Below are 13551 nucleotides of genomic sequence, written 5' to 3'. Positions count from 1 at the left end.
ACAAGTAAACCAGGAAGTAAGACAGGAAAAGTATTAATCACTTACCCAGATAAGAGTACGGAAGAAGTGACAGTAACAGTCGAAGTAACGCCACAAAAAGATGAATACAATCCAACCGCCATAGCGCAAGAAGTGGACAATGGTCACGTGCCAGATCCAGAAACAAGTGTAAACAAAACAGGCTTACCAGATGGAACAACAGTCACATGGAAGACAAGGCCAGATGTAAGTACACCAGGAAGTCATCCAGGAGTAGCCTTAGTTCATTATCCAGATGGAACGGAAGATGAAGTCGAAGTACCAGTAAGGGTAAAAGAACAAAAAGAAACGTTTAACCCAACGGCAAAAGAACCGAACCAAACGGTGCGTCACAACGAAGTACCAGATCCAGAGAAAAGTATTAATACAAATGACTTACCAACAGGAACGAACTATAGCTGGTCAGAACAACCAGACACAAGTAAACCAGGAAGTAAGACAGGAAAAGTATTAATCACTTACCCAGATAAGAGTACGGAAGAAGTGACAGTAACAGTCGAAGTAACGCCACAAAAAGATGAATACAATCCAACCGCCATAGCGCAAGAAGTGGACAATGGACACGTACCAAATCCAGAAACAAGTGTAACCAAAACCGGCTTACTAGAAGGCACAACTGTTACATGGAAGACAAGGCCAGATGTCAGCACACCAGGCAGTCATCCAGGAGTAGCCTTAGTCCACTATCCAGATGGAACGGAAGATGAAGTAGAAATTCCTGTCACAGTTAAGAAACAAAGTGACACCTTCAACCCAACGGCAAAAGAACCGAACCAAACGGTTCGTCACAACGAAGTACCAGATCCAGAGAAAAGTATTAATACAAATGACTTACCAGCAGGAACAAACTATAGCTGGTCAGAACAACCAGATACAAGTAAACCAGGAAGTAAGACAGGAAAAGTATTAATCACCTATCCAGACCATAGTACGGAAGAAGTGACGGTAACGGTAAACGTAACGCCACAAAAAGATGAATACACACCAACTGGAATCCCTCAAGAAGTGGACAATGGACACGTACCAGATCCAGAAACAAGTGTAACCAAAACCGGCTTACCAGAAGGAACAACTGTCACATGGAAGACAAGGCCAGATGTCAGCACACCGGGCAGTCATCCAGGAGTAGCCTTAGTTCATTATCCAGATGGAACGGAAGATGAAGTAGAAATTCCTGTCACAGTTAAGAAACAAAGTGACACCTTCAACCCAACGGCAAAAGAACCGAACCAAACTGTTCGTCACAACGAAGTACCAGATCCAGAGAAAAGTATTAATACCAATGACTTACCAGCAGGAACAAACTATAGCTGGTCAGAACAACCAGATACAAGTAAACCAGGAAGTAAGACAGGAAAAGTATTAATCACTTACCCAGATAAGAGTACGGAAGAAGTGACAGTAACAGTCGAAGTAACGCCACAAAAAGACGATTACGATCCCCAACCAAAAGCGCAAATAGTAGAACATGCTCAAGTACCATCTGCAAAAGATAGTATTGAAAATGTAAAAACGTTACCAGAAGGAACGACTTTTGGATGGAAAGATGGAAAAATTCCAGATACTTCAAAACATGGAGAGAAAAAAGGTGTTGTAACTGTAACGTATCCAGATGGAAGTACAGAAGATGTTGATGTTGTAATTACTGTGAATCCAGAAGATTTCAGTCCAGTAGTTCCGATGGAAAAAGTACCTGTGAAAAATCCTGAGAACTTAAGTCCAGAAGAACAAGATAAAGTGAAAGAAAAAGTGACAAAAGCAAATCCAGGAAAAGACGTAACAGTTGATTCAAAAGGAAATGTAACAATTACAGATCCGGAAACAAAAGTAAGTCATGAAATTTCTCGAGATAAATTGGTATTTGCATATGCAAAAGGTGAGCCAGAAACTTCGGAAAAACCTGAATTTAATGGCGGAGTGAACGCACCAGATTCACCAATTCATGAAGTTCCAGAGTTTGCAGGTGGTGTCAATGGAGAACCGGAAACTCAAGAAATCTTACCAGAGTTTAATGGCGGAGCGAATACACCAAATTCACCAACACATGAAGTCCCAGAATTCAATGGAGGTGTAAATGGTGAGCTTCCTAATCCAGTAGAAGTATCTAAAATTCAACTGATGATCACCAAGTGGGTTGATGAAAATGGTAAAGAATTGAAACCAGCGGACGCCAAAGCACCAAAGGTATTAGGTGAAGCCAATGAAGCATTTGAACATGGTGAAATTGAAGGGTATGTATTTGTAAGAACAGAAACTAAAGGTGATGTTGTAACTCACATCTTCAGGAAAGTGAGTCCAGTTAGACCAACAGGTGACGGTCAACAAAGACCAGTTACACCATCTGATGATACAAATCCTAGACCGGATATTGCTACCCCTGCTGAGGTGCCAGCTACTCAACCGACTGGACAACCAAGTCAAACAGTTGCAGTGCCTGCTCAATTGCAGAATGAAGTGTCAGAAACGAATCCATCCGTTTCTCAACTGCAAGCAGTATTGCCAAATACTGGTACAAAAGAAGATCCTGCTACAGGTGCAGTAGGAGTTCTCTCTCTTCTTGGCGCATTTGGTTTGCTATTTGCCAAAAAGAAAAAAGACGATGAAGAGGAAGCTTAAATAGATGATCTCATCTGATCCTTGGTAGCTTTCCCTACGTGAAGTCTTTGTAAATCAAAAAGAACTAGAAAACTCACTCATTTGTGAGAACTCTAGTTCTTTTTTCGTATTTCAAGAACTAGTCATTCGATTGTTGATGAATTGTCTAGTTCTTTTATATAGAGGGCTAAAAGTCTGTCCGATTGTCTGTTTTAGAATAGCAATTAGAGATGACTAGATTGCATTGACCAAATCTTGAGCTTGTTTTTCAAGTGAGTTTAGGACTGTTTCTTCAAGAACCAATTTTCCGTCTGCCCAAGCAGAGTCATTGACACGTGCAGCAGTGAAATCACCAACGACTTGTGTACGGATAAATGGCAAGAGGTCCTTGTAAATAGCGAAGAGTTGATCGTGACCTGCATTGGCTACAGATGATACTGTGACAAACTTGTCTTGAAGGGCAGAAGCGCCACGTGTATCAGACAAATCAAGGGCGCGAGATAACCAGTCAAGCAAGTTTTTTACTGTACCAGGGATAGAGAAGTTGTAGACTGGAGAGAAAATCCAGATGGCATCCGCAGCGAGAACTGCTTCACGAGCAGCTGCTACAGCTGGGTGAGTTGGAACTTCTAAATCTTGACTGAAGAGAGGGACAGCTGAATAATCAAGATAGCTAACTTCTGCTTTACCAGCAAGTGCTTTCTCAGCTTCGAGCGCCATTTGGTGGTTGAAAGAACCTTGGCGAAGAGATCCGACGATAAATAATACTTTTTTAGACATGATGTGTCTCCTTTTTCTTAAAATTTCCGAGAACTCTCTCGTTGTTATAAAATAGATTACAACAAAACAAAGCAACTTGCAAGAAATTTGCTCAGAGATAATTAAAACTATAAAATTGCAGGATATCTAATCACTTGCGACTGGAATGCATTCGATTTTCGCAGAGCATTCCTATATTCTCTTGTAATATGATGACATAAGTGCTAAAATAAACAAGAAAACTCGCAATAGAAACCACAGAACAGCTATTTTCCGGTATCATTTCATAAACAATTAAACGAAAATAATGGCATTGAAGAATGCTTCTAAAAGGGGTGGAGATCATGTAAGGCAAAGATTAACAAGTGACGGACAAAAGAAATAATAATACACTTGTTAAGGAGAAAAGATGTTAATAAGAAATTATCGGAAAAATATTGGCCTGATGGCCGGAGTTGAGTTTTTTGCATTTCTAGGGATTACCAGTTTTTGGATTCTCTTTCTCAGTCAAAACGGAATGTCTCTTTGGCAGATTGGACTTCTGGAGAGTATTTTTCATACGACCAGTCTTCTCTGTGAAATTCCATCTGGTATGTTAGCTGACCGTTATTCCTATAAGACCAACCTTTATTTAAGTAGAATAGCAGGGATTCTGTCTTCCATTCTCATGTTGGCTGGTCAGGGAAATTTTTGGATTTATGCACTAGCAATGGTGGTGAGTGCTTTGTCTTATAATTTTGATTCAGGCACAAGCGCAGCAATGGTCTATGACTCGGCTGTAGAGGCTGGACTAAAGGAGCGTTATCTATCTATTTCAAGTTTTATGTCAGGAGTAGCAGAAGGAACTCGGTCTTTGGGGACAGTGTTAGCGGGATTTTTTGTCCATGGTCAATTGCACCTGACCTACTATATCATGATTGCCACTTCTATCATAGTTCTTGTCTTGATTTGGATGCTGAAAGAACCCAGTGTCAAGCTAGAAAAAACTGATAGTGTGACCATGAAACAGATTATTTGGACTGTTAAGGAAGAGTTGGAGCGAAATCCCATGCTCTTCAACTGGATGATTTTGTCTCAGATTGTTGGTACACTCATGTGCATGTTTTATTTTTACTATCAAAATCAGTTACCAGATTTAAGTAGTTGGCAAATTTCAACAGTTATGCTACTTGGAAGTCTCTTAAATATCGTCGCAGTCTATCTAGCGAGTAAGATTGGAAAGAACTATGCTGCCTTGAAGCTTTTCCCTATCCTAGTGCTGCTGACTGGCGTCACCTACCTGCTGTCCTACTTTGGAACACCTCTAATCTATATTTTGGTCTATTTGATTAGTAATGCTCTATATGCTCTTTTTCAGCCGATTTTTGACAATGATTTGCAAGAGCGCCTTCCAAGTGAAGTAAGGGCAACCATGCTGAGTGTCTATTCTATGATGTTTAGCCTGAGTATGATTGTGTTCTTCCCAATGACAGGCTGGTTGATTGACCATTTAGGCTTTGTGCTAACATTTCTTTATCTAGGATTCTTTTTAGTTATGATTGGCCTTTTACTACCTATCTTTTTAGGAAAAATGGCTAAAAGAATGGATGATAAAGTGATTTTATAAAGTAAAAGAACTTACGAAAACTTGAGTGTCAAGCTCAGTTTTTTTAATAGGTTGATTTTGGAGCTGTCTTTACTTTTCTTGCTCGGTTCTAATCAAGAAAAATCGGTTTGCTTTGAAGGAAGAAATAGAATTGGTTGCTTATACTCAATGAAAATCAAAGAGCAAACTAGGAAGCTAGCCGCAGGTTGTACTGGAGTACGGCAAGGCGAAGCTGACGTGGTTTGAATTTGATTTTCGAAGAGTATTCTTATATTCACTTGTAATAAAGTTTAATAGATGGTAAAATAGACGAGTGAAAAAAAGACAAAAAAAAGCAAAAAATAATCTACTGTGGCAGTATGGTCTAGGGATGACGATTTTGTTTGTGGTTATCAGTGCTTCCTTTCTGTATCTGGTTTCTCTTGGCATGAAACCCTATCAAACAGCTAAAAGTGAAGGAGAAAAATTAGCTCAGCAGTATGCAGGATTAGAGCAGGCTGATCAGGTTGACTTATACAATGGCTTGGAATCCTATTATAGCGTTCTTGGTCGTAATAAAAAACAAGAAGCACTTGCTGTCCTGATTGGAAAAGATGACCATAAGATTTACGTTTATCAGCTAAATCAGGGTGTTTCACAAGAAAAAGCAGAAGCGGTTTCTAAGGAAAAAGGAGCTGGCGAGATTGACAAGATTACCTTTGGCCGTTATCAAGACAAGCCAATCTGGGAAGTCAAGTCAGGCTCTGATTTTTATCTAGTAGATTTTGAAACAGGAGCATTGGTCAATAAGGAGGGCCTATGAAACTATCCAACCGTGTTTTAGAAATGGAAGAAAGTGTGACTCTGGCTAGTGATGCAAGAGCAAAGAAGTTAAAGGCTGAAGGAAAAGATGTACTTTTCTTAACTTTAGGTCAGCCCGATTTCCATACTCCCAAAAATATTCAAGATGCAGCTGTTGCAGCCATTCGAGATGGACGTGCTTCTTTCTATACGGTAGCTTCAGGTTTGCCTGAGTTAAAAGCTGCAGTGAATACCTACTTCGAGCGCTACTATGGCTATTCTGTCGCAAGTAATGAGGTTACCTTTGCCACAGGTGCCAAGTTCTCCCTCTATACTTTCTTTATGGCTGTAATCAATCCTTTAGATGAGGTTATTATTCCAACTCCATACTGGGTTAGTTATGGAGATCAGGTCAAGATGGCAGAAGGGATTCCAGTCTTTGTTCAAGCTAAAGAAGACAATGATTTTAAAGTCACGGTGGATCAACTAGAACTAGTTAGGACAGATAAGACAAAGGTTTTGGTTCTCAATTCACCATCTAATCCGACTGGTATGATCTATACTCGTGAAGAATTACTAGCTATCGGAAATTGGGCAGTTGAGCATGACATTCTGATTTTAGCAGATGATATATACGGCCGCCTTGTTTATAATGGAAATGAATTTGTTCCAATCTCAAGTCTATCAGAAGCAATTCGTAAGCAAACCATTGTTATCAACGGTGTATCTAAGGCCTATGCCATGACGGGTTGGCGAGTTGGTTATGCGGTAGGTGATCCAGAAATCATTGCTGCTATGAGCAAATTGACAGGTCAAACAACTTCTAACCTAACTGCTGTTTCACAATATGCAACCATCGAAGCCCTAACTGGACCGCAAGATTCTGTGGAAGTTATGCGTCAAGCATTTGAAGAACGTCTCAATACCATCTATCCACTCTTGTGTGAAGTCCCTGGTTTTGAAGTCGTTAAGCCACAAGGAGCCTTCTATCTCTTTCCAAATGTTAAAAAAGCTATGGAGATGAAAGGTTATACGGATGTGACTGACTTTACAACAGCTATTCTTGAGGAAGTTGGTTTGGCACTCATAACAGGAGCAGGGTTTGGAGCTCCAGAAAATGTCCGCCTCAGCTATGCGACAGACCTAGACACTCTTAAAGAAGCGGTTAAACGCTTGAAAGTATTTATGGAAAAATAAAAGAAAAAGAAAAGGAAAAATAATGACAAAACGTGTAACGATTATTGATGTAAAAGACTATGTTGGTCAGGAAGTGACGATTGGCGCTTGGGTTGCCAACAAATCAGGAAAAGGAAAAATCGCCTTCTTGCAATTGCGCGATGGAACAGCCTTCTTCCAAGGTGTAGCCTTTAAACCAAACTTTGTGGAAAAATTTGGTGAAGAAGTGGGACTTGAGAAGTTTGATGTTATCAAACGCTTGAGCCAAGAAACGTCTGTTTATGTGACAGGGATTGTCAAAGAAGACGAACGTTCTAAGTTTGGCTATGAATTGGACATTACAGACATCGAAGTGATTGGTGAATCTCAAGACTACCCAATCACACCAAAAGAACACGGAACAGACTTCTTGATGGACAACCGTCACTTGTGGCTCCGTTCTCGTAAGCAAGTGGCTGTGATGCAAATCCGTAACGCTATCATCTATGCAACTTATGAGTTCTTTGACAAGAACGGCTTTATGAAGTTTGATAGCCCAATTCTTTCAGGAAATGCTGCGGAAGACTCAACAGAACTCTTTGAAACAGACTACTTCGGAACGCCAGCCTACTTGAGCCAATCAGGTCAGCTTTACTTGGAAGCAGGAGCTATGGCCCTTGGTCGTGTATTCGACTTTGGTCCAGTATTCCGTGCTGAAAAATCAAAAACACGCCGTCACTTGACTGAGTTCTGGATGATGGACGCAGAGTACTCATACTTGACACACGATGAGTCACTTGACTTGCAAGAAGCTTATGTAAAAGCTCTTCTACAAGGTGTTCTTGACCGTGCGCCTCAAGCCTTGGAAACATTGGAACGTGATACAGAGCTCTTGAAACGCTACATTGCAGAGCCCTTCAAACGTATCACTTACGATCAAGCCATTGACCTCTTGCAAGAGCATGAGAATGATGAAGACGCTGACTACGAACATCTTGAGCATGGTGATGACTTTGGTTCACCACATGAAACTTGGATTTCAAACCACTTTGGTGTGCCAACATTTGTCATGAACTATCCAGCAGCCATCAAGGCCTTCTACATGAAACCAGTTCCTGGAAATCCAGAGCGCGTGCTTTGTGCAGACTTGCTTGCACCAGAAGGCTATGGAGAAATCATCGGTGGGTCTATGCGTGAGGAAGACTACGATGCCCTTGTTGCTAAGATGGATGAACTTGGCATGGATCGTACAGAGTACGAATTCTACCTTGACCTTCGTAAATACGGTACAGTACCACATGGAGGATTTGGTATCGGTATCGAGCGTATGGTAACCTTCGCAGCAGGAACAAAACACATCCGCGAAGCTATTCCATTCCCACGTATGTTGCACCGTATCAAACCGTAAATAAATGTATAAAAGTAAAAGGTCAAATTGGCCTTTTATTTTTTATGATGAAATTACAAAAAACAGCGATTGATATATATATATATATAGAAAAATCCTCATATTTTGTACATAAACGTAGACAGTTTAGTTGAAATAATGTTACAATGTAAATTAGGGATTAAGTACCTAAGTGTAGCTATTTTAATGTATAAATTAAGCTGGAAATGGAGGCGTTGTTTAAGTACTTGGGTGTAATTCCGCAATTAAAATTTATTTAAAAAGGAGATAATATGTATTCAAGAATGGACAAGTACCACGGACAAAAAGTCCAGCGCTTTTCAATCCGTAAGTATAGTTTTGGAGCAGCGTCAGTAGCTGTGGCAGCCTATATGATGTTTGGTGGGGCAGCGACTGTTCAGGCTCAGGAGCCAGGTACATCAGCTACAGTGACTAGCGAACAGGTTAACTCTGATGCTGGAAATCAAGCAGATTCAACCAAGCCTGTAGCTTCAACTGAAACTTCTACATCAACTGTGGAAGCACAAACAGCTGAGCAACTAGCAACATCAGCTCCTGAGGCAGCACCAGCAGAAACACCAAAAGCTGCAGAAGCACCAACTGAAACACCAAAAGCTGACACAAGCAAGTTGGAAGCAGCTATTGCTCGTTTAGAAGCAGCTTTAGCAAAAGCAGCATCAACTGAAAAAACAGCTTCGGCAATTGAGTCTGCAAAAGCAGCATTAGCAAGTGCAAAAGCTGTAGTTGCAAATGAAGCTGCAACAAAAGAAGAAGTAGCAAAAGCTACATCAGCAGTAAACGGTAAAGCTTTCGTTATTGAAAGTATGCCAAAAGCAACTGCAGACAAGAAAGAAGAAAAAGTAAATAAAAACCAAGATCCAAGAAATGAAAAAGAGATTCCAGGAAAAGGGGAAAGTGGGTTTAGAACTGACTCATCTAACAACGATGCAGCAACTACTTCTACAACAACTACAGGAACTAGTGATACAATCACACCAACAAATCCAGCGCAACCAACAGCAAAAGATATTATCGGAAGTACAAGTACAGTATCACGAGAAAACTTTACTGGTTGGGATACCTATACAATGCCGTTCGGAAGTTTCCATCCAGGTCAAGGTGATTTAGGTGTGAATACGCCTGAGAAAAAAGCAGATGCTGCTGGCTTAGAGTTTAGAGTGTTCTCTGATCAACGAGCTGGTACAAGACCTAGTCCTGGACCATCTAACTGGACTTATGATGGTAAAGAGAGTGATGTAAAGGCTCGTATTGACTATGGATTAAAGTTACCAGCTGAAGAAGTTCAAAAAATTATAGAAGAAGCTCCACTATGGCGTGGAAAACTGAAATATAATAATACTAGAATTTCAAGCAGTGTTGCAGCGACTTACTATGGAAATGGACCATATGAATATCTGCTTTCTAGTATCTATAAACTTGGATATGAACAAGGAATCGATAAAGTATACATTAAAGATGTAAGTAAACGTATTGAAGTAACAGAAGCTGCTAAAAAGGCTGGTTGGACTGTTTCAGATTTCAATGTGTCCAATTTCCCGAATGGTTTATTTTATGACAAAGCAACAGATAGTGTGCAAGGGGTTGTAACACATAGAAGTCCATTTAACTATCAACAAGTAAAAGCTCGAGTAACGTTTAAAAATACTATTACTGGTAAAAGTGTTACGATTCCACTAGATGATCATAGATTTGGTGGAACAGCATGGAAAGATGGAACACCACCAACACTAGAAATTAACGATACTGTTAAAGAAGGGAAAGTTGGAGAAGCACTAACTGTTCCAGTAGAATATAGAGATGCTGGAGCTTCGCATGCTGGGGTACCAAATGATAGAAGAGTTTCTTATACTTTAACGAATGAAAATGGAACCCCAATTGGACGTACAACTACAATTACAGAAACTGTAGGACGTGCTATTCTGGGTGTTTCTGGAGCGAAGATTACAGGAACGACAGGTACTGGTGCTGCTACTCCTACAGAATTAACAGGAAATGAGACAAAAATTCCAGGTGTAGGTTTTACAATTGCATCAGCTGATATGACTGAGAATAATCCGAATGGATTCAAAGGAACACCAACTGAAGCTGGGATTTACAGAGTTTCAATTTATGCAAGAGATTATCAAGAGACAAATGCTAATGAGGCATACGCACACGCAACCTTTAAAATTGCACCTGAAGTGACAATAAAAAATATTCATGCTTACGATACAGAAGTTCCGATTACAATTTCTAAAGGGGCTTCAGAAGCGACAATTACATTACCAGATGGAACAAATACAAAAATTGTTGCTAAAGATGGTAAATGGGTTGTATCAGAAACAACAAATACTGCTGTAAACGTCAATGATGAAATTGGTACAGTTGGTGAAACTTTCAATCTAAAAGTTCTTCCAACAGCAACAGCAAATGCCGCAACAGATACGATTAACGTAACTGCAAATAGTGAAAATATTACAGCAACGTTTACACGAGCCGAAGTAACATTAAAAACGCAACTAGGAGAAAATGTAGCAGCAACATTCAATAAAACTAGTGGTCGTTGGGAATTATCTGGTGAGACTGCTGAGAAGAAAACTCCTAACAGTGACGGTACAACAACATGGTTAAAACGCGACCTATATGTTGATGTGAATAAAGATGGAGAAACAATCTTTAATGTTTACGAATATACTCGTACATTAAACGCAGAAGGAAAAGTTACAGCCGTTAATAATGTATCTCGTACATTAACGACGTATAAAAAAGAAAATACGGCGAACAGTTCAGCAGATTCAGCAACTGATACTAATAAAGGAATGGTTGTAACTGTTAAATATGATAAAGGATTAAATAAATGGTCTGCTGATGATAACTCTACTGTAACAGCAACAAAAACTGGAGATAAGTGGACGATTTCAACTACATCAGGATTTAAAGGAACAGTTGATGCAGTAGAAACAGCAAGTTCTTCAGATAAAGCGTCTATATTAAATGATGCTCCGTCTATTAGCTCAAGTTTATATACTACTGTAAAAGGTGCTACAGTAGATTTAGTAAAACAAAAATCAGCTGCAGTAACAATTACAGATACAGAAGATGATGCGACAACTGCTCCAAATAAAAAGGAAACAACAGTTACAAAAGTAACGTTAATATCTCCTTCAGGAACAGTAACAGAATATAGAAGTGCAGCAGAAGCAGCAACTGTTAAATTATCAGAAGTAGGTACTTACACAGTTAAAGTTGAAGTAAAAGATAGTAACGGAAATATCGTTACTGCGGATACTGAAACGGATACTGGAACAAATAAAGGTGCCGAAACTGCAGTGAATTCAACTACCTATACAATTACTGTAAAAGATCAAGAAACGAATAAATTGTATACAGTTGAAGATGATGCAGTAACAAATGATCAGTTGAAAGAAAAAGTAAACCCTACAGCTGTAGACGGCTTTACTCCAACTAAAAATGATATTACAGATATTCCTACAACAGCTAAAAAAGCAGGTCAAACACTAGAAGTGCCAGCAACAGTAACTTATACAAAAGGAACTGAAACAATTCCTGTAGAAACTAAAGTAGATGTTGTAGTTTTACCAAAAGTAGAACCAACAGGTGTAACAGTTCTTAAAGATAGCACTGGTTTAGATGAAGCAGTTAAAGCGAAAGCAGTAGAAGCAGCAACTGCAGTTCCAACTGATAAATTGCCAGATGGTGTAACTGTAAGAGTTAAAGAAGTTAAAGCAGGAACAGTACCGGAAACAACAGCAACTGGAGTACAAAAGCCAGCAACAGCAGTTGTAGAGTATGTAAAAGATGGTAAAGTAGTTGCAACTAGAGAAGTAACAGTCCCAGTAACAGTAGTAGGTTCAACAGCTAAGAAATTAGTAGTATTTGAAGGGGATACTGTTACAAAAGATGATGTGAAAGGTGCTGTAACACCAGGTACAGACGGAACAAAAGGTGAACCTGTCATTGCTGAAGATATTACTGCTAAAGCAGGAAATAAAGAAGCGACAATCCCGGTAACATATGATAATGGTAAGTTAACCGAAACAGTGAAAGTTCCAGTAACAGTTTTACCAAAACCAGAAGCAGATGAAATTCTTGTTCCTAAAAATGGCGACAAAGAAAAAGCAAAAGAAAAAGTACTTGCTCAAGCTGAAAAAGCGATTGCTGATGGAACATTTACAGGTAAACTACCACAAGGTGCTAGAGTTGAAATTGATAAAACAGCTACAGTAACAGTCCCTGACTTAACAGATGATACTGAAGTGGATGTGACTGTTAAATACATTGTAGATGATGAAGAGAAAACAACAACTGTTAAAGTACCAGTTACAGTAGTTGAAGGTATACCACAAATCGTCCCAGTTGATGAAAACAACAAACAACCAGATCCAGAAAAGAGCATTGATAAAACAGATTATCCAGAAGGATCTACATTTAGATATAAGACTCCAGATGGGCAAACATCTCCAATCGATGTAACAACAACTGGAGATAAGAATGTGATTGTTGAAGTGCTGGATAAAGATGGTAATCCTATTGCAGAAGTACCAGCAACTGTACGAGTTGTTGAAAGCTATCCACAATTTGTCCCAGTAGATAAGGATAACAAACAACCAGCTGTTGAAGGAAGTATTGACCCTAAAGCATTCCCTAAAGAGACAGAGTTTTCTTATGAAACTCCAGTAGATACAACAACACCAGGCGAAAAAGATGTTGTTGTAGTAGCAAAAATTGGAGATAAGGTTATTGCAAAAGTCCCTGCAAAAGTGATGGTTGTTGAACCGAAGACACAATATGTACCAGTTGATAAATCAAACAAACAACCAGATGCATCTAAGAGTGTTGATCCTGAACAATATCCAGATGGAGTAACATTCAAATATAAAACTCCAGTAGATACAACAACACTAGGCGAAAAAGATGTTATTGTAGAAGCAAAAGACGGAGAAGATAAACTTGTAGAAGTTCCAGCTAAGGTTAAAGTAGTGGAAGGTAAAGAACAATTAATTCCTGTAAATCCAACTGAGAAACCTCAAGCAAGAGACAGTATTACTCCAAGTGATTATCCAGAAGGTTCAACATTTGAATACAAAGTTCCAGAAGGACAAAAAGAACCATTTGATGCAACAACTGTTGGGGATAAACCAGTAACGGTTGTTGTAAAAGATAAAAATGGAAATGTATTAGTTGAAGTTCCGGCAACGATTAAGGTGGT

General features: G+C 39.4%; 7 protein-coding genes. 6 read left to right on the top strand and 1 reads right to left on the bottom strand.

Going from position 1 to position 13551, the window contains the following annotated elements; genetic code table 11:
• Nucleotides 1–2655 (top strand): SIALI-17 repeat-containing surface protein (locus B7699_RS06945; RefSeq protein WP_084927706.1); only part of this gene is annotated, 2655 nt, incomplete at its 5' end.
• 213 nt (nucleotides 2656–2868) lie between these two features.
• Here B7699_RS06945 and B7699_RS06940 read toward each other — a convergent pair.
• On the bottom strand, nucleotides 2869–3414 hold the full coding sequence (locus B7699_RS06940; protein ID WP_084927704.1) for an NADPH-dependent FMN reductase: 546 nt from the start codon (nucleotides 3412–3414) through the stop codon (nucleotides 2869–2871).
• A gap of 388 nt (nucleotides 3415–3802) precedes the next feature.
• On the opposite strand from B7699_RS06940, the gene B7699_RS06935 reads away from it, so the two are divergent.
• The 5 genes from B7699_RS06935 to B7699_RS06915 form a co-directional block, all read left to right on the top strand.
• Nucleotides 3803–4999, top strand: coding sequence for an MFS transporter (locus tag B7699_RS06935; protein ID WP_084927702.1), 1197 nt, complete (start codon nucleotides 3803–3805; stop codon nucleotides 4997–4999).
• 292 nt (nucleotides 5000–5291) lie between these two features.
• On the top strand, nucleotides 5292–5780 hold the full coding sequence (locus B7699_RS06930; RefSeq protein ID WP_192852018.1) for a cell wall elongation regulator TseB-like domain-containing protein: 489 nt from the start codon (nucleotides 5292–5294) through the stop codon (nucleotides 5778–5780).
• Nucleotides 5777–6955 (top strand): pyridoxal phosphate-dependent aminotransferase, encoded by a 1179-nt coding sequence (locus B7699_RS06925; protein ID WP_084927700.1) that lies wholly within the window; start codon nucleotides 5777–5779, stop codon nucleotides 6953–6955. Before B7699_RS06930 ends, B7699_RS06925 begins: the two co-directional genes overlap by 4 nt.
• A 22-nt stretch (nucleotides 6956–6977) precedes the next feature.
• Nucleotides 6978–8321: an asparagine--tRNA ligase gene (gene asnS / locus B7699_RS06920; protein WP_000167160.1), complete on the top strand. Its 1344-nt coding sequence runs from the start codon at nucleotides 6978–6980 to the stop codon at nucleotides 8319–8321.
• Between the two features lie 272 nt (nucleotides 8322–8593).
• A partial coding sequence (locus B7699_RS06915; RefSeq protein ID WP_142358330.1) for a YSIRK-type signal peptide-containing protein occupies nucleotides 8594–13551 on the top strand: 4958 nt, incomplete at its 3' end.

This window comes from Streptococcus mitis, assembly GCF_002096835.1.
In the GTDB taxonomy this organism is placed as follows: Bacteria; Bacillota; Bacilli; order Lactobacillales; family Streptococcaceae; genus Streptococcus; species Streptococcus mitis_W.
This window is presented reverse-complemented; position numbering and strand designations above follow the sequence as displayed.